The organism is Phenylobacterium sp. (assembly GCF_004297125.1).
Classification (GTDB): domain Bacteria; phylum Pseudomonadota; class Alphaproteobacteria; order Caulobacterales; family Caulobacteraceae; genus Phenylobacterium.
Map to the genome: position 1 here is coordinate 177,301 of NZ_SCVD01000026.1, position 26,802 is coordinate 204,102.

23 protein-coding genes, 1 pseudogene and 1 riboswitch are annotated in these 26,802 nt (G+C 68.8%); of the genes and pseudogenes, 5 read left to right on the top strand and 19 right to left on the bottom strand.

All coding sequences use genetic code 11. The annotated features are described in order from the left end of the window. Window positions 1-238: 238 nt before the first annotated feature. The 4 genes and pseudogenes from EPO51_RS19695 to EPO51_RS19710 form a co-directional block, all read right to left on the bottom strand. A complete protein-coding gene (locus tag EPO51_RS19695) occupies window positions 239-1,198 on the bottom strand; it encodes a phosphoribosylaminoimidazolesuccinocarboxamide synthase (protein WP_293353742.1) in 960 nt (319 codons plus the stop codon). A 115-nt stretch (window positions 1,199-1,313) separates the two neighbouring features. Further along, on the bottom strand, window positions 1,314-2,321 hold the full coding sequence (locus tag EPO51_RS19700; RefSeq protein WP_293353744.1) for a retroviral-like aspartic protease family protein: 1,008 nt from the start codon (window positions 2,319-2,321) through the stop codon (window positions 1,314-1,316). Then, window positions 2,318-2,425 (bottom strand): annotated as a pseudogene (locus EPO51_RS28160) (PEPxxWA-CTERM sorting domain-containing protein); the annotation flags it as partial. The gene EPO51_RS19700 and the pseudogene EPO51_RS28160, both read right to left, overlap by 4 nt. Before the next feature lie 504 nt (window positions 2,426-2,929). Beyond that, window positions 2,930-3,628: a hemerythrin domain-containing protein gene (locus EPO51_RS19710; protein ID WP_293353748.1), complete on the bottom strand. Its 699-nt coding sequence runs from the start codon at window positions 3,626-3,628 to the stop codon at window positions 2,930-2,932. A gap of 122 nt (window positions 3,629-3,750) precedes the next feature. Here EPO51_RS19710 and EPO51_RS19715 point away from each other — a divergent pair, with 122 nt between their 5' ends. Together EPO51_RS19715 and EPO51_RS19720 are read left to right on the top strand one after the other, a co-directional pair. Further along, window positions 3,751-4,221, top strand: coding sequence for a pyridoxamine 5'-phosphate oxidase family protein (locus EPO51_RS19715; RefSeq protein ID WP_293353750.1), 471 nt, complete (start codon window positions 3,751-3,753; stop codon window positions 4,219-4,221). Continuing rightward, on the top strand, window positions 4,218-5,549 hold the full coding sequence (locus tag EPO51_RS19720) for a GAF domain-containing protein (RefSeq protein WP_293353752.1): 1,332 nt from the start codon (window positions 4,218-4,220) through the stop codon (window positions 5,547-5,549). The genes EPO51_RS19715 and EPO51_RS19720 overlap by 4 nt, the downstream gene beginning before the upstream one ends. 56 nt (window positions 5,550-5,605) lie before the next feature. Here EPO51_RS19720 and EPO51_RS19725 read toward each other — a convergent pair whose 3' ends face one another. From EPO51_RS19725 to EPO51_RS19770, 10 genes are read right to left on the bottom strand one after another with little or no spacing between them, the layout of a single operon-like run. Beyond that, on the bottom strand, window positions 5,606-6,886 hold the full coding sequence (locus EPO51_RS19725; RefSeq protein ID WP_293353754.1) for an acyl-CoA dehydrogenase family protein: 1,281 nt from the start codon (window positions 6,884-6,886) through the stop codon (window positions 5,606-5,608). Between the two features lie 10 nt (window positions 6,887-6,896). Then, window positions 6,897-7,508 (bottom strand): molybdenum cofactor guanylyltransferase, encoded by a 612-nt coding sequence (gene mobA, locus EPO51_RS19730; protein WP_293353756.1) that lies wholly within the window; start codon window positions 7,506-7,508, stop codon window positions 6,897-6,899. Then, the gene (locus tag EPO51_RS19735; protein ID WP_293353758.1) at window positions 7,505-8,080 is read right to left on the bottom strand and encodes a hemerythrin domain-containing protein; all 576 of its coding nucleotides are present in this window, start codon (window positions 8,078-8,080) and stop codon (window positions 7,505-7,507) included. The genes mobA and EPO51_RS19735 overlap by 4 nt, the downstream gene beginning before the upstream one ends. 24 nt (window positions 8,081-8,104) lie before the next feature. Continuing rightward, window positions 8,105-9,223, bottom strand: a complete 1,119-nt coding sequence (locus EPO51_RS19740; RefSeq protein WP_293353760.1) for a peptidylprolyl isomerase — start codon at window positions 9,221-9,223, stop codon at window positions 8,105-8,107. A gap of 4 nt (window positions 9,224-9,227) precedes the next feature. Further along, a complete protein-coding gene (gene narI, locus EPO51_RS19745) occupies window positions 9,228-10,025 on the bottom strand; it encodes a respiratory nitrate reductase subunit gamma (RefSeq protein WP_293353762.1) in 798 nt (265 codons plus the stop codon). 8 nt (window positions 10,026-10,033) lie between these two features. After that, entirely contained in the window at window positions 10,034-10,741 is a 708-nt protein-coding gene (gene narJ / locus EPO51_RS19750) for a nitrate reductase molybdenum cofactor assembly chaperone (RefSeq protein WP_293353764.1), read from the bottom strand. 3 nt (window positions 10,742-10,744) lie between these two features. Continuing rightward, window positions 10,745-12,268 (bottom strand): nitrate reductase subunit beta, encoded by a 1,524-nt coding sequence (gene narH / locus EPO51_RS19755; protein WP_293353766.1) that lies wholly within the window; start codon window positions 12,266-12,268, stop codon window positions 10,745-10,747. Beyond that, entirely contained in the window at window positions 12,265-15,996 is a 3,732-nt protein-coding gene (locus tag EPO51_RS19760; RefSeq protein ID WP_293353768.1) for a nitrate reductase subunit alpha, read from the bottom strand. The genes narH and EPO51_RS19760 overlap by 4 nt, the downstream gene beginning before the upstream one ends. Then, window positions 15,993-17,405: an MFS transporter gene (locus EPO51_RS19765; RefSeq protein ID WP_293353770.1), complete on the bottom strand. Its 1,413-nt coding sequence runs from the start codon at window positions 17,403-17,405 to the stop codon at window positions 15,993-15,995. Before EPO51_RS19765 ends, EPO51_RS19760 begins: the two co-directional genes overlap by 4 nt. A 23-nt stretch (window positions 17,406-17,428) precedes the next feature. After that, complete coding sequence (locus tag EPO51_RS19770; RefSeq protein ID WP_293353772.1) at window positions 17,429-18,781, bottom strand: MFS transporter; 1,353 nt, start codon at window positions 18,779-18,781, stop codon at window positions 17,429-17,431. A 301-nt stretch (window positions 18,782-19,082) separates the two neighbouring features. On the opposite strand from EPO51_RS19770, the gene ftrB reads away from it, so the two are divergent. Next, on the top strand, window positions 19,083-19,853 hold the full coding sequence (ftrB, locus tag EPO51_RS19775) for a transcriptional activator FtrB (RefSeq protein WP_293353774.1): 771 nt from the start codon (window positions 19,083-19,085) through the stop codon (window positions 19,851-19,853). A 3-nt stretch (window positions 19,854-19,856) separates the two neighbouring features. On the opposite strand, the gene moaA is transcribed toward ftrB, so the two are convergent. The 3 genes from moaA to EPO51_RS19790 all read right to left on the bottom strand — a co-directional run bounded on the left by moaA (window position 19,857) and on the right by EPO51_RS19790 (window position 24,469). Beyond that, entirely contained in the window at window positions 19,857-20,834 is a 978-nt protein-coding gene (gene moaA, locus EPO51_RS19780) for a GTP 3',8-cyclase MoaA (protein WP_293353776.1), read from the bottom strand. Further along, window positions 20,825-20,964: riboswitch (molybdenum cofactor riboswitch) on the bottom strand. It overlaps the preceding gene by 10 nt. Before the next feature lie 58 nt (window positions 20,965-21,022). Next, window positions 21,023-22,198, bottom strand: a complete 1,176-nt coding sequence (locus tag EPO51_RS19785) for an NnrS family protein (protein WP_293353778.1) — start codon at window positions 22,196-22,198, stop codon at window positions 21,023-21,025. Window positions 22,199-22,252: 54 nt separating this feature from the next. Beyond that, window positions 22,253-24,469, bottom strand: coding sequence for an adenosylcobalamin-dependent ribonucleoside-diphosphate reductase (locus EPO51_RS19790; protein WP_293353780.1), 2,217 nt, complete (start codon window positions 24,467-24,469; stop codon window positions 22,253-22,255). A gap of 181 nt (window positions 24,470-24,650) precedes the next feature. Between EPO51_RS19790 and EPO51_RS19795 the strand changes: the two genes are divergently transcribed. Then, entirely contained in the window at window positions 24,651-25,199 is a 549-nt protein-coding gene (locus tag EPO51_RS19795) for a hemerythrin domain-containing protein (protein ID WP_293353782.1), read from the top strand. A 132-nt stretch (window positions 25,200-25,331) separates the two neighbouring features. Next, window positions 25,332-25,856: a hemerythrin domain-containing protein gene (locus tag EPO51_RS19800; protein ID WP_293353784.1), complete on the top strand. Its 525-nt coding sequence runs from the start codon at window positions 25,332-25,334 to the stop codon at window positions 25,854-25,856. 20 nt (window positions 25,857-25,876) lie between these two features. Here EPO51_RS19800 and EPO51_RS19805 read toward each other — a convergent pair whose 3' ends face one another. Next, a complete protein-coding gene (locus tag EPO51_RS19805; RefSeq protein WP_293353786.1) occupies window positions 25,877-26,134 on the bottom strand; it encodes a hypothetical protein in 258 nt (85 codons plus the stop codon). Beyond that, window positions 26,131-26,700 carry a molybdenum cofactor biosynthesis protein B gene (gene moaB / locus EPO51_RS19810; protein WP_293353787.1) on the bottom strand — a complete coding sequence of 190 codons (570 nt, stop codon included), beginning with the start codon at window positions 26,698-26,700 and terminating at the stop codon, window positions 26,131-26,133. The genes EPO51_RS19805 and moaB overlap by 4 nt, the downstream gene beginning before the upstream one ends. Window positions 26,701-26,802 lie beyond the last annotated feature (102 nt).

The window sequence follows — 26,802 nt, forward strand, 5'->3', positions numbered from 1 at the left end:
CTATCGGGGCTTTGACATAGGTCAAAACCGCTTGCGACAAGTTGGCCCATGGTCATGGCCCCCTGCGCAGCCGGCCGCCCGCTGGCGCGACTCCGGTAAGGTGTCGTCTTGGATGCGGCGATAAGGGCGGGGGACGATGCACGCCCGGCCTCCTCGCAGAAATAGGCGCAGGTGTTCCAACCCGAGTAGGCGTCCAGGATCGCGCGGCGGGCCGAGCGAGGCGCCGAGGTCGACCCGCTTAGCGGCGGTATGGCGCGAGGTTGCGGCGGATGCGGTCCAGCACCGGTTCGTCCGCGGCGGGCGGCTCAAAGGTCTGTCCGGTGATGGCCTCGAACGCCTGGATGTAGACCTTCGAAGTGTCTTCGATCATCCCGGCCGGTATCTCGGGGATCGCGTCGGCGTAGGGGTCGCACTGGGCCGCCACCCAGCTGCGCACGAAGTCCTTGTCGAAGGAGTCCGGACGCTCGCCGGCGTCGAACTTGGCCGGATAGGTCTCGGCGATCCAGTAGCGGCTGGAGTCCGGCGTGTGGATCTCGTCCGCCAGGACGATCTCGCCCGCCGCGTCGATACCGAACTCGTATTTCGTGTCGACCAGGATCAGCCCCCGCTCGGCGGCGAGGCGCTGGCCGCGAGCGAACAGCGCCAGCGCATAGGCGGACACCGTCTCCCACTGCGGCGCCGTCAGCAGCCCCTGGTCCAGGATCTCGTCCGGCGTCAGCGGCGCGTCGTGGCCGGTGTCGAAGGCCTTGGTGGAGGGCGTGATGATCGTCTGCGGCAGGCGCTGGTTGTCGCGCAGGCCATCGGGCAGGGTGTGCCCGTACATGTCGCGCTGGCCTTGCTTGTAAAGGGTCAGGATCGAGGTGCCGGTCGTCCCCGCGAGGTAATCTCGCACGACGATCTCGACCGGCAGGATGGCTAGGCGCCGCCCAACGACCACGTTGGGGTCGGGGTACTCCAGGACGTGGTTCGGGCAGATGTCGGCCGTCCGATCGAACCAATAGCGCGCCGTCTGGGTCAGCACCTGGCCCTTGTGGGGAATGGCCGCCAGGATGCGGTCGAAGGCGCTCAGCCGATCCGAGGCGATGATGATCCGACGGCCGTCGGGCAGGTCGTAGTTGTCCCTCACCTTGCCGCGGTAGTGGTTCGGCAAGTCGGGAAGGGTGGCGTCGGCCAGGACGTGCGCGGCGGTGGACTGCATGGGCTCGGTATTGGAGCCGCGTCGGGCCACGTCAAGGTGGAGTCGGTCGCCGCGGCCTCGCACGGCAGGATCGAGGGCATTCGCGGATTTCGCGTTTCGGTCTGCGGAGGCGCCGCTAGCGGACCTTGGCGCTCGGGGCGCGAGCGGACTCTCCTCCACCGCCCTGCCCGATCCAGACGACGCCCTTCGGAAAATCGATGACCAATCGCAGATCCGACAAGAGGTCCATACCCAGGATCATCGCCGGCCGATCCGCAAGCCCGAGGGCTTCGAACACCGCCAGGTCCACAACGCGCGTGTCGACGTTCGAGCGGCGAACACCTGCGAATTCCACCGTTCCGAGCCGTGCGCGCTTCGTGGCGACCGCCATGTTCGTCGCACCCTGGATCACCCCGTCGTCAGGGAGGTCCGCAAGCCCGGCGCCCAGGCCCGCCGCGCCGGCGAAGCGCAGGTTGATCCGGCTGTCTCGGGCGCCGGTGTCGAGGACCGCGACGCCCGTCGCGCCATTGATGGTCACTGGCAATCCAAGCAGTCCGCCGCCGAGGCGCATCGCCTTCGTCGCCGCAAGACCACGGCCCCCGACGCGTCTGGCGGACGTGTCGGGGGGATGAAGCGCAAGGCGGTGGCGGGACGGGTCCAACGCCACGACGAAGCGCCCCATCAGATCAAGGCCGACGATCCCCGCGAGCGCAACGCCGTCGGCCCGATCGGGCAAGATGACCGCCTCGATGTCGCCGGCCTGGCGTCCGTCCACGCCGAGGCTCGCGAGCCGGGTCAGCGGGAACGACGCGGCGCCTGTCTGACCCTGCAGTCGCTCGTGTCGGGCCGGCAGCGGACTGAGCCCCTGTTCACGCGCGAAGGTCGCGTAGACGGCCGAGCCCTCCGCCCCCGTATCGAACACGAAGGCGAAGGGCCCCCGACCATCGACGAGTGTCGGCGCGGTGACGTGCCCGCTGGCGGCGTACGACAGCGGTGTTTCTGCGCGGGCCACAGGGCTGAGCGAGGCGGCGAGCAGGATGGCGATGAGCGCTCTCACCATGACGTTCTGCGCGCGAACGCGCACCTCCAGCGTGTCGGAAGACTTGCCGAGCGGGCCGCGACGGATCGACGTATTCCGGGTCAAGCGGCGCCAACCACCGGGCGAGCGGACGCCCGCCGCCGCAGCCGCGCGCCGGCGAGCCCGAAACCCGTGATCATCAAGGCCCAGGTCGCCGGCTCGGGAACCGCCACGCCGATCAGCCGCGAGGTGATTTCGATGCTCTCGAACGCCAGCTCGCGCCCATCTGCATAGTCGGTCGCGGCATGGACCCCATCGTCGTCGCGGACGAAGAACCCCTCGCCAAAGCCATTCTTGATGGCGCTCATGATCTGCGTCGTGCCGCCGGCCGCCGTGGTGACGAAGCTCAAGGCCGAGGTGTCGAAGCTGAAGCCCCGATAGGCGGAGAAGTCGCCGGACTGCACGAAAGACAGGTCGTAGCTGTTACCCGTCTCCGAGAACGTGAGGGAAAAGCTCGTCAAGTCATCGTAGCCGATGACGCCGGTCAGGCTGTTGTCGTACGAGAACTCGCCCGCCGCGACGTCGGAGGCCAATGTGAAGTTCACGATGCGGGTCGCCGCCGTGGCGGGGCCGCCCAGGAAGCCCGCCAGGACAAGGCCGACGGCCACGCTCGGGATCGATCGGATCATTTTGGTCACCTCAAAGGTCAATTCAGGATGTCGGGACGGGGTGGCTCAGGCCGCCAGGCCGAGCTCGCTCAGGTGGGTCAGGTCTTCGGGGGCCAGGGTCGGCCGGGCCGCCAGCTCGATCACCTCGGCGTAGGCTTCCGCCGGCGCGCCGGTCTTCATCGCGGTCAGCAGGGCGGCCCGCTCGGCGCGGTTCATCGCGGGCAGCATCATCCGCATGAACGCGATGTTGTCGGCCGGGCTCAGGCTCGCGACGATGGTCATCTCCAGCGCCGCGAGCTCCTCGTCGGAGAAGAGGGCGCACAGCCGCGGCCAGACCTCCGCTTCCTCGCGGCACATGTGCGCCAGATCCTCGGCGACGAAGGTGGAGAAGGCGAGGTAGAGGCCCCGCCCGAGCGCGCGCCGGTCGGCGGGCGCGGCGTACTCGATCGCGCCGATGGCGCTGTCCAGCAAAGCCAGCCGGGCCTGGTGGTGGGCGTGATCGGTGTCGAGCCCCGCCGCGGCGCCCGGCGCGCGGCTGTCGAGCGCCGGATGGATCACAGCCTCCTCGTGCGCCAGGTGATGGGCGGCCAACACGAGGTGGGTGCGCAGGTCACCGAGCAACTCGTGCGGGATCGCGGCGTCGAAGTCCGCGCGTCCAAGACGGCGGAGCAACTCGCCGTGCGCGAGACGCAGGCCCTTGTGAATGGGACCGTAGATATCCCAGCGGCCGCACTCCGCGGCGGATATGAATTCCGGTGTCGGCATCGAGCGTCCTCAGCTTTGCATCGAGGACCCGCTCACTAGGCGCCATCGCCGGGCGCCTCATCCTAAAACCTTCCTAAGCGGCGCCGTGTTTCCTAAAAGGTGCCTGGGACGGAGTGCGCGGCGTGTTCGACACCGAGTTGGTGCGGTTTCTCCAAGGTCCGGTGATGATCCTCATGGCGGCCCGGGGCGTCGAGGGGCGCCCGGCCATTGCGCGCGCGCTCGGGTGTTCCGTCCAGGACGACGGCGAGCTGATCGTCGAGATCGCCGCGCGCCAGTGGGCCGAGGCCCTGGGCGGTCTGTCGGCCGGCGATACGGTCGCGCTGACGTTCGTGCGCCCTTCCGACTACCGAGCCGTGCAGATCAAGGGCCCGCTGGTGAGCCGGGCGGCGGGCGACGGCGCGTCTGACGCGCGCGCGGCCGCGTACCGCGCGACGATGGCCGCCGAGTTGCTGCGCCTGGGCATTCTACAGCCACAGATCGACCAGTGGGTGGACCTGGAGCCTCTGACGACGCTGCGCGTGCGGCCTTCGACCGCCTTCGAGCAGACCCCGGGCGAAAGGGCCGGCCAGGTCCTGGCCCACGCCGGCGCGTGAGAGTCGAACTCGCCGATCTGCAGGACTGCTTCGAGGGCGTGATCCCCGCGGCGGTCGCGACCCTGGACGCCGACGGCGTTCCCAACGTCTCGTACCTGTCGCAGGTGCATCTGGTCGACGACCAGCACATCGCGCTCTCCAACCAGTTCTTCTCGAAGACGGCGGCGAACATCCAGGCGACCGGCCGGGGCACGGTCATGGTGGTCAGCGGGCGGACCGGAGCGCAGCACATGCTGGATGTGGTCCACGTCGGGTCCCTGGCCCACGGCGACATCTACGACCGCATGAGCGCGCAGCTGGCCGCGATCAGCAGCCAGCACGGCTTGGCCGAGGCGATGCGCCTGAAGAGCGCGGAGGTCTATCGGGTGACGGGCCGCCGCGCGGTTCACGCCCCTACACCGCCTGAGCCGGTCCCGGCGCCCGCTCCCCCAGGCGCCAGCCTGGCCCGAGCCGCACGGCTGACGGCGCGTATCGCGGCCAGCCCGGAGGCTGACGCCGTGCTCGACAACGCGCTGGACGGCCTGGTCCGTGATCTCGGGTTCGAAGCCGTGATGGCGCTGGTCTTCGACCCCGCGACCCAGCGGTTGAGCGCGCTGGGCAGCCGCGGCTACGACCGCCAAGGGGCGGGCGCCGAGGTGGCGCTGGCCGACGGCGCAATCGGCATCGCGGCCGCCCACCGGCGGGCGATCCGCTTCAACGACGTCAGCCGCGGCCACCGTCTGGCCGCCGCGGTAAGCAATGTGACGGACCTCGACGCCGCGCGACTGATTCCGCTGCCCGGGCTGGCCTCGGCGCAGAGCCAGCTCGCCGCGCCGATCGTCTCAAGAGGCGAGCTGTTCGGTGTCCTGTTCGCGGAATCGGCGAAGCGTTTCGCCTTCACGCCGGAAGACGAGGACGCCCTCAGCCTGGTGGGCGTCCAGCTCGCCGCCAGCCTGCGGCTCGCCGAGCTCGAAGCCCGCGAGCCGGTGACCGCGCTCCCCGCGGCCCCAGGGCGACTCGCTGAGAGGCGATTCCAGGTGCGCTACCACGCGCACGACGACAGCCTGTTCATCGATGGGGCCTACATCATCAAGGGCGTGCCGGGGCGGCTCCTGTTCCACTTCCTCACCATCGGCGCCGCGACGGGCCGGCGGGATTTCACCAACCGGGAAATCCGGCTGGACCCGACGCTTCGGCTCCCGGAGCTGAAGGACAATCTGGAGACGCGCCTGATCCTGCTGCGGCGGCGCCTGGAGGAACGGGAGGCTCCGGCTCGCCTCACCCGCCCGGCGCGCGGCCGCATCCGCCTGGAGCTCGATGGACGACCGGAACTGGAGATCGTGCCGTAGCTCGGGGAGACGCGGGCGATCCCGTGCCTGACGCGCCCACCGCCGGCGCCGAACGCTCAGGCGAGCGGCGCGGCTGCAGCACCCTCGCGCCAGGCGCGGACCCGCGCGCCGTGGCGCCCGATTTCGAGCCTTGAGATCGCGCGAAGATGCACCTCGTCGGGCCCGTCGGCGATGCGCAAGGATCGCATGCCGGCGTAGGCGCGGGCGAGCCCGAAGTCTTCCGACATCCCGCCGCCGCCGTGGGCCTGCATCGCGTCGTCCAGGACACGCAGGGCGGTGCGCGGCGCGGCGACCTTGATCATCGCGATCTCCAGCTGGGCGGCCTTGTTTCCGACCTTGTCCATCATGTCGGCGGCCTTCAGGCACAGGAGACGGGTCATCTCGATGTCGAGGCGGGCCTCGCCGATCCGCTGTTCCCAGACCGACTGGTCGGCCAGGCGCTTGCCGAAGGCGACGCGCGACAGCAGCCGGTCGACCATCTTCTCCAGCGCGACTTCGGTGGCGCCCAGCGCGCGCATGCAGTGATGGATGCGGCCGGGGCCCAGACGGCCCTGGGCGATCTCGAAGCCACGCCCTTCGCCGAGGATCAGGTTCTCCACCGGGACGCGCACGTCGCGAAGCACCACCTCGGCATGGCCATGGGGCGCGTCGTCGTAGCCGAACACCGGCAGCATCCGCACCACCTCGAATCCCGGCGCGTCGGTCGGAACCAGGATCTGCGACTGCTGCGCGTGCCTGGCGCCCTCTGGATCGGTCTTGCCCATCAGGATCGCGATCTTGCAGCGCGGATCGCCGACGCCGGACGACCACCACTTGCGGCCGTTGATGACGTAGTGGTCGCCGTCCCGGCGGATCGAGGTCTGGATATTGGTGGCGTCGGACGAGGCGACATCCGGCTCGGTCATCAGGAAGGCGGAGCGGATCTCGCCGGCCATCAGCGGCCGCAGCCACCGCGCCTTTTGGGCGGGCGACCCGTAGTTGCGCAGAACCTCCATGTTGCCGGTGTCGGGCGCCGAGCAATTGAACACTTCCGAGGCGAAGCCGACACGGCCCATCTCTTCGGCGCAGAGTGCGTACTCGAGATTGCTGAGGCCTGGCCCCCGGTCCTCGGTCTCGCCTTCGTCATGCTCCGACGGCGCGAGGAACAGGTTCCAGAGCCCTTCCGAATAGGCGCGCGCCTTCAACTCCTCGACGATCGGTATCACCTTCCAGCGCGCAGCGCCGATGACATCCATCTGCTGCTGGTAGATGGGCATCGCGGGGTAGACGTGCGCGGCCATGAAGGCGCGTACGCGGTCGCGCCACTGGGTCTCGCGGTCCGACAGGCTGAAATCCATGGCAGGCTCCTTAGGGATTGCGGGCGACGAGCGCGCTTGGCGGAGGCTGCAGCGCTGCCAGCTCTTCGGGGGTATTGGCGTTGGCGAAGGGATCCGTTTCGGCGAGTGGCCAGTCGACGACCCTCATGCCCACCGTGGCGGCGAAGCCCTTCAGCGACCGCCGCCCAGTCGCCAGGTAGGCCGTCAGGGCTTCGAGGCAGCCTACGCGCCAGAGCGCACAGGTGGGATGCAGCCGCCCGCCGCTCCGGGCGAGCGCCGCCGCTTCCCCCAGCCGCAGGGCCTGTTGCAGGCGCAGGGCGAGGTCGGGCGGCAGGCGGGGGGAGTCGCAAGGCAGGGTCAGCACCCAGTCCGCGCCCAGGCCGCGCGCAAAGCCCAGCGCCGAGGCCAGGCCCGCCAGCGGCCCTTCGATGTCCGGATCGTCCAGCAGCAGGCGCGCCTCGACGGCGCCGGAGACCTGAGACTCGTCTCGCACCGCCACGGCGACCTGGCGGCCGTAGGCCTGGGCCAGATCCAGGGCATGGCCGATCAGGGTCGTGCGGCCGAGCCGCCGCCTGGGCTTGGCGCCGCCAATTCGCGAGCCTGCGCCGCCCGCCAGCACCACCACGGCCAGGCGCTCCGTCATCCTGCGCCGATCTTCGGGTCGGCGCGCCGGGCCGGACGGCGCGCGATGCCGCGACGGGTGGCCAGCCTGTTGGAAAGCTCGACCAGGTCCCGCTCGGTGAGGCGCAGGCGGGCGATGGGCAGGACGACCGCGTTCTCGAGCGCCAGATGGCTGCGCTCCTGGACGGCGAAGCTCTCCAGCGCACGACGGCGCACATTGCTGCGGCTGATCGGGGCCTGCTGGCGCAGGCAGGTCTCCAGGTGGCGGCGGACCGCGGCGGCGCGGGTGAGGTCCTTGGCGTGCTCTCCGGACAGGCGGGTCAGCACCTTGTCGAGATCATCCTCCGGCTGGGCGCGGGCCCGCATCAGGGGAAAGAGGTCTTCCTCCTCGTCCAGCACATGCAGGGCCAGCTCGTGGACCACGAAGTCCAGGAGCCAGCTCAGCAGCGCCTCGTCATAGTTGGTCGCCATCGAGGTGCGCTGCATGAGATCGCAGAACTGGCGGTGGCGGTGATGCTCGGCGAAAAGCCAGGCGATCGGATCGGACAACAGGTCGTCCGGCGTCTCCGCGACCTGGGCTCGGCTCGGCGCCATCACGTCCCCTCCCCGGCGCACCGCCTACCTCCGCTTGATGACGGTGTAGGTGTGAACCTGGGCGGGCTTGGGCGCCAGCCGGGCCCTAAGCAGCGACGCCATGGCCGCGACGGCGGGATCGGCGGCCCCCTGGGTGGCGGAGATCAGCTGAGTCCACTTCTCGTCATCGGCGTGATCGACGAAATGGCGCACGGCGCGGCGCACGAAGGTGGCGACCTGGAGGTCCTCGGCCGCCGCCGCCGCCCGAACGCGTTCGGCCAGCCCGGGGTCGGTCGCGTCGATCCAGCCCTCGAGCCGGTCGGCCGAGGCGCCGTCCGACAGCATCTCGCCCAGCGACGGGGCGCCCTCCGCGAAGCGGCCGTCCCACGAGAGGCTGAAGGCGACGCCCTGGGCCCGGGCGCGCTCGGCCAGCTCGGAGACGTAGCGGGTCGCCGCCGCGGTCCACGCCCGGCTTTCCAGGTGCAGCCGGATCTTGTCCTCGACGTAGTCGAACGGGAGCACCCGGCCCTCGATCCGCCGCTCGAGCTTCAGCAAATGCCAGCCGAAGCGCGAGCGCACCGGCGTGGCCAGGATCTCGCCAGGCTCCAGGCCGGCGAGCGCCTGTTCGACCTCGCCCACGACGTCGCCCGGACCGAGCTGTCCCAGCGAACCGCCGACGGCGCCGGACGGACAATCGGACAGCGTCTTCGCCAATTGGCCGAACAGGGCCGGCTTGCGCAGGAGTTGGTCGAGCGCGGCCTGCGTGGTCTGGCGCGCGACCTCCCAGCCCTCGGCGTCGTCCGTCTTGGGCTCGACCAGGATGTGCGCCGCTTCCGTCAGGACCGGGGTCGAGAACTTGCCGCGCTGCGCCTCATAGACCCGCCGGCATTCGGCCTCTCCGGGCGGATCGATCTCCACCTCGGCGTCGAGCGTGGCGCGGATCAGCGCCTCCTCGGGCGTTTCCTCGCGGCCGTCCTCGTCGACCATGGGCTGGGCGACGAGTCCCAGTTCGTCGGCCCGGTGGAGCAGCAGGGCCCGGACGGCGAGCGCCTTGCCGGCGGCCGTCCGGGCCGCCATCGGGTTCGCGCTGGGATGATGCTGGACCTCCTCGGCGATGAGGAACTCCGGGATCTCGACGCCTTCGACAACGATGGTGGCGGTCATGCGACTACTCCGCGGCCTTGAGGGTGTCGGGCCGGACGGCCTGGATGCTTGTGTGCGGAAGGGGCGCGGCGGCGGTGGCCGGGTAGGTCGGCGGGGCCGCCTCGCGCCGTAGCGGCATGGTCCGCCGCGTGCGCACCAGCTGCCATCCCCGCCGGTTCAGGTACCAGACCGGGGCGGACAGCATGTGGACGAGCCGGGTGAACGGGAAGACCAGCAGGATGGTCATGCCCAGCGCCAGGTGCGCCTTGAAGATCGGGTGCACGTCGGCGACGAGGTCGGCGACGCCGGGCCGGAAGGTGAAGACCCCCTGCGCCCAGTTCATGAACTTGAGCATCTCGTGGCCGTCGAGGTGGCCGGCCGACACCGGGATGGTCGCCAGGCCCAGGATCAGCTGGAGCATCAGCAGGACCAGGATGGCGGTGTCGCCGAAGCTGGAGGTTGCGCGAATCCGCGGGTCGAACAGCCGCCGGTGAAGCAGCATCAGGCCGCCGACGAGGCACAGGGCCCCCGCGACGCCGCCGGCGGCCATGGCCAGGATCTGCTTGGCCCCGTGCGGGACGCCCAGGGCGTCGAACACCCAGATCGGCGTCAGCAGGCCGACGAAATGGCCGGCGAAGATGGTCAGCACGCCCACGTGGAACAGCACCGAGCCCATCACCAGCTGCTTGCGGCGGAGCAGCTGCGAGGAGCCCGAGCGCCAGGTGTACTGCTCGCGGTCGAACCGGATGACCGAGCCCAGGGCGAGCACGGACAGGGCGATGTAGGGATAGATGCCGAACAGGATCTGGTTGAGGAGTTGCATGGCGGGCCTCAGGCTCTGGCGGCGGCGCGGCGCGGCTGGCGGCCGGGCTCGGCCATCATGGCGTCGACCAGGGCGCTGGCCTTGGGGCAGCCCACGTCGGAGGGACCGAAGGTGACCGCGGTCTCGGCCCAGGCCTTGTCGATGGCCTCCAGGTCGTTGGGATCCTCGTCGGGCTCGCTCAAGAGCGCGGCCAGGGCGCCCGGATCGGCGGCCTGCGAGGCCAGTTTCCCAAGCGCCCCGAAGATCGCGCGATAGGCGCTGCCCCGGGACTTCAGGCGTTCGCCCATGGCGTCCAGGACGTGGGTCGCCTCCCCCAGCAGCGAGGCGGCCTGGGTCTCGGGCAGGGTCGAGAGGAACTCCAGGAACACCGGCAGGAAGTCGGGCAGTTCGTTGGCCGACAGGTGCAGGTCGTGGGCGCGGTACAGCTCCGCCAGGGCGACCATGGCCTCGCCGCGGTCGCGGCTCTCGCCATGCACGTGCTCATAGAGGTTGAGCGACAGGGACCGAGTGCGGTCGAAGAGCTCGGTGTAGGCCTCCTGCAGGTCGTAGATGTCGCCGCCCGCGATCTCGGCGACGAGGCGTCCCAGGGCCTTGCGGAGGGTCTTCGGCACGAGCGCCTCGGCCTCGATCAGCGCCAGGGCTTCGGGGGCACGCCGCTGCAGATCGTTGGTCGGATAGGTCAGGAGGAGCGCGAGCGCCCTGTAGGTCTTGGCCATGGGTCAGGCCTCCATGGGGGTTTTGGCGCGGCTGCGCTTGTTGGGGCCGAACAGGCCGAGTTCCGTGCGTCCGCCGGAGCAGCCGTTGCCGAACGAGAAGCCGCAGGAGCCGCGCATGTCGTAGGCGTCCTCCGCCACTTCGCGGTGGGCGGACGGGATGACGAAGCGGTCCTCGTAGTTGGCGATCGCCAGGTAGCGGTACATCTCGTCGATCTGGGCGGCGGAGAGCTCGACGCTTCCCGCCAGCTTGTGGTCGATGACGCCCTCGACCGTCTTGGCGCGCATGTAGCCGCGCATGGCCAGCATGCGCCGGAGCGCCAGCTCGATCGGCGCCTCGCGGCCGGCGGTCAGAAGGTTCGCGAGGTACTTGACCGGGATACGCAGAGAGCGGACGTCGGGCATCTCGCCGTCCATCTCGATGGCGCCCGCCGCCGCGGCATTCTGGATCGGCGAGAGCGGCGGCACGTACCAGACCATCGGCAGGGTCCGGTATTCGGGGTGCAGCGGGAAGGCGATCTTCCAGTCGATGGCCATCTTGTAGACGGGACTCTTGCGGGCCGCGTCCAGCCAGGCCTCCGGCACGCCGTCGGCGCGCGCCTGGGCGATCACCGCCGGGTCCGTGGGATCCAGGAAGATGTCGAGCTGGGCCTCGTAGAGGTCCTGGTCGTCAGGGGTGCTGGCGGCGGCCTCGATCCGGTCGGCGTCGTACAGCAGGACGCCCAGATAGCGGATGCGCCCGACGCAGGTTTCCGAGCACACGGTCGGCTGGCCGACCTCGATGCGCGGGAAGCAGAAGGTGCACTTCTCCGACTTCCCGGACTCCCAGTTGTAGTAGATCTTCTTGTAGGGGCAGGCCGAGACGCACATGCGCCAGCCGCGGCACTTGTCCTGGTCGATCAGGACGATGCCGTCCTCCTCCCGCTTGTAGATCGCGCCCGAAGGGCACGCCGCCACGCAGGTGGGGTTGAGGCAGTGCTCGCACAGCCTCGGCAGGTACATCATGAAGGTGTTCTCGAACTGGCCGTAGATCTCCTTCTCGACCCCCTCGAAGTTATAGTCGGCCGAGCGCTTGGAGAACTCGCCGCCCAGGATCTCTTCCCAGTTCGGCCCCCGCTCGATCTTCTCCATCCGCTGACCGGTGATCTTGGAGCGCGGCCGTGCGGTGGGGAACGCCTTCATCTCGGGCGCGGTCTGGAGGTGGCCGTAGTCGAAGTCGAAGGGCTCGTAGTAGTCGTCGATCTCGGGCAGGTCGGGGTTGGCGAAGATCTTCGCCAGGATCCGCCACTTGGCCCCCATCTTGGGCTCGATCTTGCCGTTGGCCTTGCGGGTCCAGCCGCCGTTCCAGCGCTTCTGGTTCTCCCAGTCGCGGGGGAAGCCGATGCCGGGCTTGGTCTCCACGTTGTTGAACCAGGCGTATTCGACGCCTTCGCGGTTGGTCCACACGTTCTTGCAGGTCACCGAGCAGGTGTGACACCCGATGCACTTGTCGAGGTTCAGCACCATGCCGATCTGGGCGCGGACCTTCATTGTGCGAAATCCTTGGCGTTGAGGGGTTCGTCGAGCCAGTCGACCTTGGTCATCTTGCGGAGCACGACGAACTCGTCGCGGTTCGAACCCACGGTCCCGTAGTAGTTGAAGCCGTAGGCGAGCTGGGCGTAGCCGCCGATCATGTGGGTCGGCTTCAGCACCGTGCGGGTGACCGAGTTGTGGATGCCGCCGCGCTTGCCGGTGATCTGCGACCCCGGCGTGTTCACGATCTTCTCCTGGGCGTGGTACATGAAGGTCGTGCCTTCACGGATGCGCTGGGAGACCACGACGCGCGCCGTCAGCGCGCCGTTGGCGTTGAAGGCCTCCACCCAGTCGTTGTCGACAAGACCCGCCTTCTTCGCATCGACCTCGGAGACCCAGATGACCGGGCCGCCGCGGTTCAGCGTCAGCATCATCAGGTTGTCCGAGTAGGTGGAGTGGATGCCCCACTTCTGGTGCGGGGTGATGAAGTTGAGGAGGATCTCCGTCTCGCCGTTCGGCTTCTGCCCCTGGACGTACGTGGTCTTCAGGTCGATCGGCGGGCGATAGACGCACAGCGCCTCGCCGAAGGCCCGCATCCACTCATGGTCCTGGTAGAGCTGCTGGCGTCCGGTAAGGGTCCGCCACGGGATCAGCTCGTGAACGTTGGTCCAGCCGGCCGTGTAGCAGACCTTCTCGCTCTCGATGCCCGACCAGGTGGGCGAGGTGATGATCTTGCGCGGCTGGGCCAGCAGGTCGCGGAAGCGGATCTTCTCGTCTTCCTTGGGCAGGGCCAGATGGGTGTGTTCCCGGCCGGTCTGCTTCTCGAGGGCTTCCCAGGCCTTGACCGCGACCTCGCCGTTGGTCTCGGGCGCCAGCATCAGGATGGTCTCGCAGGCGTCGATGTCGGTCTCGATCCGGGCCAGCCCCTGGGTCTGCCCCTCCTCCAGCACCGCCCCGTTCAGGGCGGTGAGCAGGTCGACCTCGTGGTCGGTCTTCCAGGCGATCCCCTTGCCGCCGTTGCCGGTGGCCTTGAGCAGCGGACCGAGCGCCGTGAAGCGCTTGAACGTGTTGGGGTAGTCCCGCTCGACGACGGTGATCTGCGGCATGGTCTTGCCGGGGATCGCCTCGCACTCGCCCTTCGACCAGTCGCGGACGTCGAACGGCTGGGCCAGCTCGGCGGCGCTGTCGTGCTGGATGGGTGTGAGGACGACATCCTTCTCGACCCCCAGGACCTCCGGCGCCACGGCCGAGAAGGTCTTGGCGATCGCCTTGAAGATCTCCCAGTCCGACCTGGACTCCCAGGCCGGATCCACCGCCGCCGAGAGCGGGTGGATGAAGGGATGCATGTCCGAGGTGTTGAGGTCGTTCTTTTCGTACCAGGTGGCCGTCGGCAGCACGATGTCCGAGTAGACCGCCGTCGTGGACATCCGGAAGTCGAGGGTGACCAGCAGGTCGAGTTTTCCTTCCGGAGCCTGGTCATGCCAGGTCACGTCGTTGGGCTTGCGCCGCCCGTCCTCGCCCAGGTTCTTCCCCTGCACGCCATGGCTGGCGCCCAGCAGGTGCTTGAGGAAGTACTCGTGGCCCTTGCCTGACGATCCCAGCAGGTTGGAGCGCCAGATGAACATGTTGCGCGGCCAGTTGGCCGGGTCGTCCGGATCCATGCAGGACATCTCGAGCTCGCCGCTCTTCAGCTGGGCGAGCGCATAGGCCTTGGGGTCCTGGCCCGCGGCGACCGCTGCGGCGGCGACGTCGAGGGGATTGGTCTTGAGCGCGGGCGCGGAGGGCAGCCACCCCATCCGTTCGGCCTTGGCGTTGAAGTCGATCATCGCCCCGTCCCACACGCCCTTCGGCGCGGTGGGCGAGAGGATCTCGCTCATTTCGACGGTCTCGTAACGCCACTGGTCGGAGTGGGCGTAGAAGAACGAGGTCGAGTTCTGCTGGCGCGGCGGCCTGATCCAGTCGGTGGCGAAGGCCAGGGGCGCCCAGCCGGTCTGCGGCCGCAGCTTCTCCTGGCCGACGTAGTGCGCCCAGCCGCCGCCGGTCTGGCCGACGCAACCGCACATCACCAGCATGTTGATGACCGCGCGGTAGTTCATGTCCATGTGGAACCAGTGGTTCATCGCCGCGCCGATGATCACCATCGACTTGCCGTCGGTCTTTTCGGCGTTGCCGGCGAAGCCGCGGGCCACGGCGATGATCTGGTCCTTCGGCACCGAGGTGATGGCTTCCGCCCACGCCGGCGAATAGGGCTGCACGTCGTCGTAGCTGGCCGGCATGTGGTCGCCGCCGAAACCCTGGTCGACGCCATAGTTAGCGAGGAACAGGTCGTAGACGCAGGCCACCAGGGTCTCGCCTTCCGGCAGCATCATGCGCTTCACGGGCACGTTGCGGACCAGCACGTCCGGATGGTCGGTCATGGCGAAGCCATTGGTGGCGGCGCCGCCGAAATAGGGGAAGCGCACGGCCGCGACCTCGTCATGGACGCCCTTCAGGCCCAGGCGCAGCGAGGTCTCGCGGCCGGAGCCGTCCTTCTCCTCGAGGTTCCACTTGCCGTCCTCGCCCCAGCGGAAGCCGATGGAGCCATTGGGCACGATCACCTCGCCGGTCGCCTCGTCGACCGCCACGGTCTTCCAGTCGGGGTTGTTGGTCTCGCCCAGGGCCTGGTCGAACTCGGCGGCGCGCAGCAGGCGCTCGGGCACGTAGGCGCCCTCCTGCGGGACCAGCCGGACCAGCATCGGCAGGTCGGAATATTTCCGCAGGTACTCGCGGAAATACGGCACCTGCCGATCGACGTGGAACTCCTTGAGGATCACGTGGCCGAAGGCCATGCCGAGCGCCGCGTCGGTGCCCTGCTTCACGGCCAGCCACAGGTCGGAGAACTTCGAGGCCTCCGAATAGTCCGGGCAGATCACCACCGACTTGGCGCCGCGATAGCGGGCCTCGGTGTAGAAGTGGGCGTCCGGCGTCCGCGTCTGCGGGACGTTGGAGCCCCACAGCATGATGAAGCAGGAGTTGAACCAGTCGGCGCTCTCGGCGACGTCGGTCTGCTCGCCCCAGGTCTGGGGCGAGGCTGGCGGCAGGTCGCAATACCAGTCGTAGAACGAGCCGCAGACCCCGCCGATCAGCTGCAGGTAGCGCGCGCCGGCCGCATACGAGACCATCGACATGGCCGGGATCGGCGAGAAGCCGAAGATGCGGTCCGGACCCCAGGCCTTGATGGTGTGGGCGTTGGCCGCCGCGATGATCTCGGTGACCTCGTCCCAGGTGGCGCGGATGAAACCCCCGGCGCCGCGCATGGTCACGTAGGAGGCGCGCTGGGCCGGGTCGTTCTGGATGGACGCCCAGGCCGCGACCGGGCTGAGCGTCGCGCGGGCCTTGCGCCACAGCTTGAGCAGCCGCGAGCGGATCAGCGGATACTTCACCCGGTTTGCGGAATAGAGGTACCAGCTGTAGCTGGCGCCCCGCGCGCAGCCGCGCGGTTCGTGGTTGGGCAGCTCGGGACGGGTGCGCGGATAGTCGGTCTGCTGGGTCTCCCAGGTGACGATCCCGCCCTTGACGTAGATCTTCCACGAGCAGGAGCCCGTGCAGTTCACCCCATGGGTCGAGCGCACGACCTTGTCGTGTTGCCAGCGGTCCCGGTAGGCCTGCTCCCAGGTGCGGTCGTCGTCGTTGAGGACCCCGTGGCCGTTCGAGAACAACTCGGTCTTGCGCGTGAAGAACGCCAGGCGATCAAGGGTGTGGCTCATGCCGCGACTTCCAGTTTCGGGGTTTGCGGGGCGTGCAGCAGCGAGGTCCTGCGGCCGTAGAAGGCCCAGTTCACCGCGACGCAGCTGAGATAGAAGGCGAGGAACACGAAGAGCGCCGTGGCGGGGCCGCCGGTGGCCTTCATGGAGTTGCCGAACGCCAGGGGGATGAAGAAGCCCCCGAAGGCGCCGATCGCCGAACTGAAGCCGACGATGGCCGCCGACTCCATTTCAGCCGCCTTGAGGCGCACCGGCGCGGCCGTGTTCGGCAGCAGTCGCGGCATGTCGGCCCGCACGATGGCTGGGATCATCTGGAAGGTCGAAGCGTTGCCGACTCCGGTCCAGAAGAACAGCCACATGAAGCTGGCGAAGAAGAGCGCGAACGATGGCGCCGCGCCGAAGCCGCCGACGCTGTGGAGGACACCGAGCACGCCCGCCGCCAGGGCCAGGAACACCCAATGCGTGACATTCTGGCCGCCGAACTTGTCCGAGACCCACCCCGTGAGCGCGCGGGACGCCGCGCCGACCAACGGGCCCAGGAACACCAGCTGCATGACGGGCGCGCTGGGGAACAGGGTCTTCATCAGCAGCGGAAAGGCCGCCGAGAAGCCGATGAACGAGCCGAACGTGCCCAGGTAGAGCCAGCAGATGACCCAGTTGTGCTTGCGCTTGAAGACCACCGACTGCTCGGCGAACGATGCGCGGGCCGAGGCGATGTCGTTCATGCCCACCCAGGCGGCCACCGCAGCGGCGAGGATGAACGGGACCCACACGAAGCCGGCGTTCTGCAGCCAGACCTGGCTCTCGACGCCCTTCTCTACGGAAATCTGCGGCGCGCCGACCACGGGGGCGAAGGCGCCCAGGGTCACCACGATCGGGACCAGGAACTGCATGACGCTGACGCCGAGGTTGCCGAAGCCGGCGTTGATGGCGAGCGCGTTGCCCTTGCTGGCCTTGGGGAAGAAGAACGAGATGTTCGACATCGAGGAGGCGAAGTTGCCCCCGCCCAAGCCGCAGCCCAGCGCCAGCCCCACGAACACCCAGTAGGGTGTCTGCGGGTTCTGCACCGCCAGGCCGATGCCGACCGCGGGGATCAGCAGCGACAGCGTCGAGATCGTCGTCCAGAGCCGGCCGCCCAGGATCGGCACCAGGAAGCTGTAGAAGATCCGCAGCGTCGCGCCCGAAAGCGCCGGCAGGGCCGTCAGCCAGAAGAGCTGCTCGGTGGTGAACTTGAAGCCCACCAGCTTCAGCTTCGCCACCACCATCGACCAGACCATCCACACCGAGAAGGCGAGGAGCAGGTTCGGGACCGAGATCCACAGGTTGCGGTTGGCAATGGATTTGCCGGTCTGCGACCAGAAGTCCGGATATTCCGGACGCCAGTCGGTCAGCAGGTGACCTGGTTTGGCCATAGGGGTAGTTCTCCCTCGAGAGGTCATTCGGCGGCCCTGGGCTGCGCGGCCGCGCGCAGGGGCTGCGGGTTGGGTTGAAGGCCCGCCATTTCCGGCAATTCGGGCAGGTCGCGGAGGCTCGGCGTACGGGCCCGCTCCATCCGGCGGATCGCCAGGTGCATCCAGGCTAGGGCGCCGGCCACCAGCAGGAAGAGCAGCATGAAGCAGCTGGTCCAGATGTGGGTCAGGTCGTTGAGCGCGCCGAACGCGATGGGCAGAACGAAGCCGCCCAGTCCGCCGATCATGCCGACCAGGCCGCCGACCGAACCAATGGTGTCGGGGTAGTAGACCGGGATGTGCTTGTAGACCGCCGCCTTGCCCAGGCTCATGGCGAACCCGAGGCAGAACAGCAGGATGACGAACGGGACCAGGCCGATCGCGAACCGGAAGGTGATCGGGCCGTCGATGCCGTCGACGATGTAGGTGGTCGCCGGATAGGACAGCAGGAAGGTGCAGACGACGCTGACCCCGAAGGTGACGTACATCACCCGCCGCGCGCCGATCCGATCGGACAGCCAGCCGCCGAAGATCCGGAACAGCGAGCCGGGGATGGAATAGGCCGCAGCCAACATGCCGGCGGCGATCAGCGGCAGATGGTAGACCGCCACCAGATAGTGGGGCAGCCACAGCGACAGGGCCACGAAGGCGCCGAAGCAGAAGAAGTAGTAGAGGGCGAAGCGCCAGACCTGCAGCCGGCGCAGAGGCTCGAGCTGCATCAGGGCGGGGGTCGCCTTGGCGCCGGTGCGGCGCCGGGCCACCAGTTCCGGGTCGTCGCGGGTGGTGAAGAAGTAGATCAGCGCGATGACGGCGAGCGCCGTGGCCCAGACCTGGGCGACGGTCTGCCAGCCGAACGCCAGCATCACGAACGGGGCCGCGAACTTGGTCACCGCAGCGCCGACGTTGCCGGCGCCGAAGATACCGAGCGCGGTGCCTTGTTTCCCCTTCCCGAAGAACTTCGAGACGTAGGCGACCCCCACCGAGAAGCTGCCCCCGGCCACGCCGACGCCGAGCGCCGCCAGCAGGAACTGCGGATAGGTCTGGGCGTAGGACAGCAGCCAGGTGGCCGCCGCGGCCGACAGCATGACCGCGAGGTTGACCAGCCGGCCGCCCTTCTGGTCGGCCCAGATGCCGAGCGGGACGCGGATCAGCGATCCCACCAGGATCGGAGTACCGGCCAGCAGGCCGAACTGGGCCTCCGTCAGGCCCAGGTCCTGCTTGATCTTGATCCCGATGATCGAGAACACCGTCCATACCGCGAAGCAGGCGGTGAAGGCGAAGGTGCTCATCCCGAGAGCGGCGTTGGCGCCGGGTACGGTCGGGGCAGAGGCGTTGGTCACGGCGACCTCGGATCTGGGCGCGAAAGAGCGCGCGCCGCATCACCGCCTCAGTGCAGTACTCCAAGCGATATTGAATTGATGGAGGTCAATCACGCGAAATATCGAACAGAAATGTCGCAGCAAAACGCGCCGAATCTTTCAGTCACATATGTGAATCTCTTCGTAACTAAACACAGATCATCTATCCGCTTGACCAACATCAAGCCCGCAGCGTGATTGACATAGATCAAGGCAGGCCTGGCGTCCGCGCGGCATCTGACGCCGACTGGCCTCATCGGGCCGGCATGATCGGGGCGCGAAGATGAGGGACGGCGATCTGGATCGGGTCAGGGCTCTGCCCCTGTTCTCCGGGTGCTCCAGCGAGACATTCCGCACGCTCACGGGCGGCGCCTTCCTGCAGCGGTTTCCCTCCGGCACCACCCTGCTCCTGGAGGGCGACCAGGTCGATTTCCTCTATGTCCTGCTGGACGGCATCGTCGAGCTGGAGGGCACCTGGAACGACAAGGAGACCACGCTCGCAGTCCTGCGTCCCGTGTCGACCTTCATCCTGGCCGCTGTCGTCCTGGAGGCTGACGGGCTGATGAGCGCGCGCACCGTCGAGCGCTCGGACATCCTGATGCTGTCCGGCGCGGCTATCCGCAGAGTCATGACCGAGGACGCGCGCTTCGCCGGCGCGGTCGCGGCGGAAATGGCCGGCTGCTATCGCGGCCTGGTGCGGACCCTGAAGAACCAGAAGCTGCGCGGGGGGCTGGAACGGCTCGCCAACTACCTGATCACCCAGCGGCTGCGCCAGGGCGGCGAAGCCACCTTCGCCCTCCCCCACGAAAAGCGGATGCTCGCGTCGCTGCTGGGTATGACGCCGGAAAACCTGTCCCGATCCTTGGCCGCCCTCGCGGACTACGGGGTGGAAGTCCATGGGCCGAACGTGACCATCACCCGGCCGGCGGTGCTGGAGCGCCTGGCCAAGCCAGACCCCCTGATCGACAACCACCAGCCCGTAACCGAGGGACTGACGGGCAAGGCGCAACGCGAGCGCTGGCCACTGCCGGACAAGGGCGTCCGCGCCGCCTGAAGCTCAGCCGCCGAACTGGGCCAGCTGGCGGGTGTCGCCGCTGTCGCCTTGGTGCAGCCGATGCCCCGCCGGTTTGCCGGCCAGCGCCTTCAGGATCCTGACCCGCAGCGCCTCCGGCGCGTCCACTTCCAGCAGGTCCTTGAGACCAACGCCAAGCTCGCCGAACAGGCAAAGCCGCAACTGGCCGCGGGCGGTGACCCGCAGGCGGTTGCAGCTGTCGCAGAAGCCGGCGGCATAGGGCGCGATCAGGCCGATCCGGCCCGCGTAGTCGGGGTGGACCATCTCCACCGCCGGCCCGTCGTCGAAGGCGCGCGGCCGTCGGCACCAACCGCGCGCGGCGAGCCAGTCGGTGAGGACCGTGCCCGGCACATGCTGGTCCGCGAAATACTCGGCGTTGTCGCCGGTCCGCATCAGCTCGATGAACCGCACGGCCACGGGCCGCTCGCGAACGAATTCGGTGAAGGCGTCGAACCCCGCCTCGACGGTGTCGCGGATCAGAACGCCGTTGACCTTCACGTTCGGCAGACCCAGCGACAGCGCCCGATCGAGGCCGGCCACCACCGACGACAACCGGTCGTGGCCGGTGATGCGCACGAAGGTTTCGCGGTCGAGGCTGTCGATGCTGACGTTCAGGTTGGTGAGGCCCGCGTCGCGCCAGCCGCCGATCTGGCGGTCGAGGTTCCAGCCGTTGGTGGTGATGCAGACCTTGGAGACCCCGGGAACCGCGGCGGTCCGGGCGATGATCTCGGGCAGGTCCCGGCGCACGCTGGGCTCGCCGCCGGTCAGCCGGATCTTGGAGACGCCCAGCTCGGCGAAGGCGCGCACGACGCGCTCGCATTCCGCCGGCGTCAGGAAGGTCAGCGGCGCCGTCTTCTTGAAGCCGTCGGGCAGGCAATAGGTGCAGCGGAAGTTGCAGACTTCCGTGATCGAGAGACGCAGATAGTGGAAGCGCCGGCCGAAGCCGTCGACGAGATCGTCCAAACTTGGCTCCTTTCCAAGCGCGGGAGGCGACGGCGTTTCCAACGTCACCCTTGCCGGCTGCCGCCGGCTCGGCGACCCGCCCTTGGCGCGGGTGCGCGACAGGCCGGATCGCTCGGAGCAGATGTCGCCGGAGGGAAATCCAGCTGATGAACTGATAGCGCCCTCGCCGGAAAGCGCCTTGATACCCGTCAAGCCGCCCGTGGGCGCGGGAGGAGAAGCATCCGCCCGTAGGCCACTGCGAAACCGCCGAACGCCAGCGACCAGACCAGCCCCGAGGCCGATAGCAGGAGGGCTTGGCCCGCGCCGGAGAACGGCCCCGCCACGCGCAGCAGCGCGGCGAGGTTGATCGCCAGGTAGATCGCCGTCGTGGCCGTGTCGGCCCCCAGCGGTCGGCCAGTGTGGCCCCGCGTGGCCCGCGTCATCACCGCCAGGGTCATCACCCCAACCGCACCGGCGGTCAGGGCATGGATGCCCGCCGAGCGCGGCACGAGCCCGGGATCGAGCGATGCGCCGCCCAGCAGCAACAGCGCCGCCCCCAGCCACGCGTAACCAACGTGCAGGATCAGCACGAGCGGCTCTGAGACCGTGCGCCAGCCGCGCCATCGCGCGAGGCGGACAAGCTGAGCGGCTCCGGCGAGCATCAGGGCGAGGCCGGTCACCGGGGTCTGTGGCGCGACGACCCAGAGGCCCGCGCCAACGGCCGTCAGACCGAGGGCGACCCTGTCGACGTTTCCGAACACCGCCGGCTCGGGCGTCAGTGAGCGCGCCTTCATCCAGTTGCGCGTGAAGCTCGGGACGATGCGCCCGCCGATCAAGCCGATCAGTATGGTCGCAGCGCCCAGTGCGAGGCGGACCCCGACGTCGACGGCGGCGCCGATCGGCAGGTGGAAGGCCACATTGGCCAGGGCGAACAGGGTGATCAGCCCGCAGACCGGCAGGTTGCGCCAGTTGCGGCCCGCGAGGACCTCGCGCCAGACCACCGCCGCGAAGGCCAGCAGGAACAGGCTATCGATGACCGCCGCCACCGGGCCCAGGACCTCCTGGAACAGCATGGCGATGCGTCCCAGGACCCAGAGCGCCACCAGTCCCCCGAGCGGCGCGCCGACGACGGGCATGCGCCCCGTCCAGTTGGGCACCGCCGTGGTGAGGAATCCCGCGATCACGGCGCCCAGAAACCCGAAGATCATCTCGTGGATGTGCCACTCGCGGGTCAGGGCCGCCGATCCGCCATGGAAGTAGCTGAACAGCCAGAGCGGCACGACCACCGCGCTCCAGATCGCCCCGAAGAAGAAGAACGGGCGAAAGCCGAAGCTGAAGAGCGCCGGGCCGTCGTAGGCGCGACGGGCGGCGGCGGTGGTGATCATGTCTTCAATTTTAGCCGGAAAGGCCAGCCGACGCCTTGACCCGGGTCAAGCGCGCTACCCACACTTGGAGTAGCCGCAGGATAGGCAGCTGTCGCAGCCCTCCTTGCGGACCAGCTCAAAGCCGCCGCACCGCGGGCAGCAGGCTTGTCCGGCCGACCCGGCCGGCGCGATCGCGGCTGGCGGCTGCTCGGCGGCTGGGCTTGCCCCGGTCGCGACGAGATGGCGCTCGATCACGCCCCCGATCGCCGCCAGCAGCGAGGGCACGTACCGCCCCCCGAGCCAAGCGCCGCCCCGGGGGTCGAACACCGCCTTCAGTTCCTCGGCCACGAAGCCGACGTCGCCGCCCCGCCGGAACACCGCCGAGATCATCCGGGTGAGGCCCAGGGTCCAGGCATAGTGGTCCATGTTCTTGGAGTTGATGAAGATCTCGAACGGCCGGCGGACGCCGCCCTCCTCGACATCGTTGAGCGTGACATAGACGGCGTGCGCGCTCTCCGGCCAGACCAGTTTGTAGGTGGCGCCGTCCAGCGCTTCCGGCCGGGGTGTGAGGATCGGACCACCCACCGGCGCGGGCTCTGGGTCGACCGACAGGATCGAGCCGGTGATGGCGTTCGGCCGGTAGGTGGTCATCCCCTTGCAGCCGCTGCGCCAGCCCAGAAGATAGATGTCGCTGAAATCCTCGAAGGCGATGTCGGCCGGACAGTTGACGGTCTTGGAAATCGAACTGTCCACCTGCGCCTGGGCGGCCGCCTGCATGCGCACATGGTCCTCGGGCGCCAGCGTCTGGGCGCTGACGAAGATGGCCTCCGGCGGCGGAGCGTCGCCATGGAGCCGCTTCCAGACCGCCAGGGCGTAGTCCTCCACCGGCTCCTCCCGGTGGGACCCGTCGGGCTGTCGCACCTTGCGGACATAGGAATAGGCGAACACCGGCTCGATCCCTGACGAGACGTTCCCCGCCAGCAACGACGTGGTGCCGGTGGGGGCGATGGAGGTGAGGCAGCCGTTGCGCAGGCCGTGCCGCGCGATGAGGTCGCGGGTCTCGGCGTCGAGGCTCGCCAGGTTGGGGCGCTCCAGGATCGCCGGATCGTAGAGCGGGAAAGCCCCCTTCTCGGCGGCGAGCTCGGCCGAAGCGCGATAGGCCTCCCGCTTGATCGTCGAGAGCCATTGGCCGGTCAGCTCGACCGCCCGGTCGCTGCCGTAGGCGACGCCGCAGAACACCAAGGCGTCCGCCAGCCCGGTGACGCCCAGGCCGATCCGCCGCTTGGCCTTCGCCTCGGTCGCCTGGGCCTCGAGGGGATAGCGCGAGACGTCGATGACGTTGTCCAACATCCGCACCGCCGTGTGCGTCAGGGTGGACAGCGCCCCGAGATCCAGGTCGGCGCCGTCTTGAAACGGCGTGGCGACCAGCCGCGCCAGATTGATGGAGCCCAGCAGGCAGGCCCCATAGGGCGGCAGCATCTGTTCGCCGCAGGGATTGCTGGCGAGGATCGTCTCGCAGTAGCCGAGGTTGTTCTGGGCGTTCACCCGGTCGATGAAGATCACGCCGGGCTCGGCGGCGTCGTAGGTCGCGCGCATGAGCCGGCTCCAGAGGTCCGTCGCTCGGACCAATCCCATCACCTGCCCCTCGAACGTCAGCGGCCAGTCGGCGTCCGCCGCGAGGGCCGCCATGAAGGCGTCGGTCACCAGGACCGAGAGATTGAAGTTGCGCAGCCGGGCGCCGTCCCGCTTGGCGTCGATGAAGGCTTCGATGTCCGGATGGTCGATCCGCAGGCAGCCCATCATCGCGCCCCGGCGCTGACCCGCGGAGAGGATCGTGCGGCACATGGCGTCCCAGACGTCCATGAAACTCAGGGGACCGGAGGCGTCGGCGTCGACGCCTCTCACCGGGGCGCCCGCCGGCCGGATCGAGGAGAAGTCCATGCCCACGCCGCCGCCCTGCTGCAGGGTGATGGCCGCCTCCCTCACATGGGCGAAGATGTCGCTGAGGTCGTCCGGAATGCGACCCATGACGAAGCAGTTGAAGAGGGTCACCGTCCGCGCCGTACCGGCGCCCGCCAGAATCCGGCCGGCGGGCAGGAAGCGGTGGTCGCGCAGGGCCGCCTCGAAACGCTCGCGCATCGGCGTGCGCAGGTCGGGAGCCTCCGCCTCGGCCAGCGCCGCCGCCACCCGCGACCAGGTCCCCTGTAGCGTCCCGTCGCCGCCGCCCCCGGCCGGCCTGAAGTTGTACTTGCTGGACCAGATCTCGCCCGCCAACGGGCTGTCGAACGCCATGGTCGTCACCTCCGGAAGGGCGGCAAGACTGAGCGATTCCACCGCGGTCCTGTTTGAGCCCGCGCAAACCCCGACCCCCGCACCGGCAAGACGGCGCTTGTCGAACATCAAGCCATGCCCGGCCCGAGTTCAAGGTGGGCGGCGCAGGCCTGGCCTAGCCTGTCCGCAAAGGAGCCTCCCCGTGCCCGACGACGCCGGCCTTACCCCCGCCCAGACCTCTATCGAAGCCGCGCCGATCCGCTGCGCGCTGATGACGCCGGACCCGGGGACGCCGCAGCGTCCCGAGGTCGGCGCGCTGATCGAGCTGATCCAGACCCGCTATCACGACACCCATCGCCGAGAATTCCCCGAGGCCATCCGCCTGGCGCGGAAGGTGGAGGCGGTGCATGCGGCCGAACCGGAATGCCCGCGGGGCCTCGCGGATCTGCTGGCCCTGATGCTCGACGACCTCGAAAGCCACCAGCAGCGGGAGGAACGGGTGCTGTTCCCCATGCTCCTGGCCGGCGGCAGCCCGATGGTGCGGTTTCCGATCGCCCGGATGATGGCCGAGCACCTGGACGTGGAGGAGCAGCTGATCCGCCTGCGGACCCTGACACACGACTTCGCGAACCCGCTTGGCGCCTGCGATACCTGGCGGGGGCTGACGCAGCTCTGCCGGAAGCTCGACGCTGACCTGCGCGAACACATGCGGCTCGAGAACGAGGAGCTCTTCGCGCCGTTCATGGACTGACCTCCGACGGGGGATCGCTCCCCTTCCGGGCTCGCCGCCCGGCTTGCCGAATATCAAGGGCGCCGCGCGCGCGGCTCAATGCGTTGGGCCGAACCACGGCCTAGGTTCCAGGCAAATAGAAGGAACCCGGCCATGCGGGCCCAGACCACGCGGAACCACTTCGACGCGAACCCCGGTGAGCCGGTGACGGCCAATGACCGGACGCGCTTCGACATACCCGCCCTCGTGGACCACATCGTCGAGCGCTACCATCGAACCCACCTGCGCGAACTGCCCTATGCGATCGGCCTGGCGCGCAGCGTGGAAGAACTCTACGCGGACGATCCCAACTGTCCCATCGGCCTGGCCGACCACCTCACCGCCATGGCGGAAGATCTCGACGCCCACCAGTGGCGCGAGGAGACGATGCTGTTCCCGATGCTCCGCATCGGCACGCCACACTGCCTGAATTTCGTGACGCGTCGCATGATGGAAGACCACATCGACACCGAGCTGCAGATCATCCGACTGCGCCGGCTGACCAAGGGCTACCGGCCATCGTTCGAGGCTCCGTTCTGCTGGCAGGCGCTGTCGGCCCTGTGCCGCAAGCTGGAGCGGGACCTGCGGGAACACGCCCGGCTCGAGGACGAAATCCTGTACGCCATGCTCCCGACCTGACGGCGAGGACGCTCCGGGCCTCAGAACGCGAGCACCTCGACGAGCTCGCCTGGCGCCAGCGCCCGCGCCGTAGCCCGGCGGCGGATCAGGAGGTCGGCCATCGCCAGGTCCTTCTGGGCGCTGGAGTCCTGGTTTCCTAAAGGCCGCACCCCATCGACCATGCTGCGTCCGCGGTGGAAGCACTCGCGGTCGCCACAGGCGTCCAGCGCCACCCGTTCGGCCCTGAAGGCCGTGGCGTTGGCCGCGACCCGCCGGCAAGCCTCGTCGAAGGCGATCACGAGCAGACGCCACGATAGCGGGGAATCTGGCCCACCAGCGAGCAGGGCTTGAAGCGGCTGTCGAATTCCAGGGCCAGCACCAGATCCCAGGCGTCGCGGCAGGCGCCGGTCGACCCCGGCACGCAGAAAATGAAGGTCTCGTCGATCTGCCCGGCAAGCGCCCGCGACTGCAGGGTCGAAATGCCGACCGTGGTCTGGCTTGCCTGGTGGAACATGATGGAGAAGCCGTCCATCACGCGCGCCAGCAAGGGCCGCACGGCTTCCGGCGTCACGTCGCGCGGCGCGAACCCGGTGCCGCCGGTGGTCAGGATCACCTCGACCGCCGGGTCGGCGACCCACGCGCGCACCTGGGCCTGGATCGCCTCCACCTCGTCCGTCACGATCGCCTTGGCCGCCAGCGTGTGGCCTGCGGTCCGCAGCCGGTCCGCGAGGAGCCCGCCGGAGGTGTCGGTCTGCTCCGTCCTGGTGTCCGAAATGGTCAGCACCGCGATCGACAGAGGATAAAATGGCAGGTCGGGATCGATCCCAGGGGCCTTGCGGTCCTTCGCGGCGAGCGTGAGGCTCAATGGATCATCCTCCGGAGAATGCGGACACGAAGGCCACGTTCTGGCCGGGCGACACCATCGAAGCCTAGGGATCTCGCGCGCGGGACGCCTTGTCATCCATCA

Excerpts from the sequence above, each read along its gene's own strand:
- EPO51_RS19695 (WP_293353742.1), bottom strand. The coding sequence starts at position 1,198 with ATGCAGTCCACCGCCGCGCACGTCCTGGCCGACGCCACCCTTCCCGAC.
- EPO51_RS19710 (WP_293353748.1), bottom strand. The coding sequence starts at position 3,628 with ATGCCGACACCGGAATTCATATCCGCCGCGGAGTGCGGCCGCTGGGAT.
- EPO51_RS19725 (WP_293353754.1), bottom strand. The coding sequence starts at position 6,886 with ATGGATTTCAGCCTGTCGGACCGCGAGACCCAGTGGCGCGACCGCGTA.
- mobA (WP_293353756.1), bottom strand. The coding sequence starts at position 7,508 with ATGACGGAGCGCCTGGCCGTGGTGGTGCTGGCGGGCGGCGCAGGCTCG.
- EPO51_RS19735 (WP_293353758.1), bottom strand. The coding sequence starts at position 8,080 with ATGGCGCCGAGCCGAGCCCAGGTCGCGGAGACGCCGGACGACCTGTTG.
- EPO51_RS19740 (WP_293353760.1), bottom strand. The coding sequence starts at position 9,223 with ATGACCGCCACCATCGTTGTCGAAGGCGTCGAGATCCCGGAGTTCCTC.
- narI (WP_293353762.1), bottom strand. The coding sequence starts at position 10,025 with ATGCAACTCCTCAACCAGATCCTGTTCGGCATCTATCCCTACATCGCC.
- narJ (WP_293353764.1), bottom strand. The coding sequence starts at position 10,741 with ATGGCCAAGACCTACAGGGCGCTCGCGCTCCTCCTGACCTATCCGACC.
- narH (WP_293353766.1), bottom strand. The coding sequence starts at position 12,268 with ATGAAGGTCCGCGCCCAGATCGGCATGGTGCTGAACCTCGACAAGTGC.
- EPO51_RS19760 (WP_293353768.1), bottom strand. The coding sequence starts at position 15,996 with ATGAGCCACACCCTTGATCGCCTGGCGTTCTTCACGCGCAAGACCGAG.
- EPO51_RS19765 (WP_293353770.1), bottom strand. The coding sequence starts at position 17,405 with ATGGCCAAACCAGGTCACCTGCTGACCGACTGGCGTCCGGAATATCCG.
- ftrB (WP_293353774.1), top strand. The coding sequence starts at position 19,083 with ATGAGGGACGGCGATCTGGATCGGGTCAGGGCTCTGCCCCTGTTCTCC.
- EPO51_RS19785 (WP_293353778.1), bottom strand. The coding sequence starts at position 22,198 with ATGATCACCACCGCCGCCGCCCGTCGCGCCTACGACGGCCCGGCGCTC.
- EPO51_RS19790 (WP_293353780.1), bottom strand. The coding sequence starts at position 24,469 with ATGGCGTTCGACAGCCCGTTGGCGGGCGAGATCTGGTCCAGCAAGTAC.
- EPO51_RS19800 (WP_293353784.1), top strand. The coding sequence starts at position 25,332 with ATGCGGGCCCAGACCACGCGGAACCACTTCGACGCGAACCCCGGTGAG.